Source organism: Aeromonas sp. PrichA-15, assembly GCF_017939245.1.
Classification (GTDB): domain Bacteria; phylum Pseudomonadota; class Gammaproteobacteria; order Enterobacterales; family Aeromonadaceae; genus Aeromonas; species Aeromonas caviae.
The window spans coordinates 56,676-57,174 of record NZ_JAGKRH010000292.1 but is presented as its reverse complement, the minus strand read 5'-3'; the positions used below and the strand labels follow the sequence as shown (position 1 = coordinate 57,174).

Below are 499 nucleotides of genomic sequence, written 5' to 3'. Positions count from 1 at the left end.
TATCTCCTTTCAGGTCGAGCAGGAGACGCTTGAGCCAATTCACCCCTCCGGCTCAATGGTCGGGCTGGATGCGGGGATCGCCAAGCTCGCAACCCTGTCAGACGGCACGGTGTTTGAGCCCGTCAACAGCTTCAAAACCAATCAGAACAAGCTGGCAAGGCTCCAACGCCAGTTGAGCAAAAAGGTAAAGTTCAGCAGCAACTGGAAGAAACAAAAAGCCAAGATCCAGCGGCTGCACTCACATATCGCCAATACCCGCCGCGATTACCTTCACAAGGTCACAACGACTATCAGCAAAAACCACGCGATGATCGTCATTGAGGATTTGAAGGTTGCCAGCATGTCAAAATCAGCATCGGGCACGACCAGCCAGCCGGGGCGCAACGTCCGGGCAAAATCAGGGCTGAATCGTTCGATATTAGATCAGGGCTGGTTTGAGCTGCGCCGCCAGCTCGAATATAAGCAGGCATGGCGAGGCGGTCAGGTGTTGGCGATAAAG

General features: G+C 54.3%; 1 protein-coding gene. It reads left to right on the top strand.

The window, feature by feature from the left end; all coding sequences use genetic code 11:
* Positions 1-499: RNA-guided endonuclease TnpB family protein (locus tag J9889_RS21575; RefSeq protein WP_210558124.1), on the top strand; the 499-nt coding region annotated here is incomplete at both ends.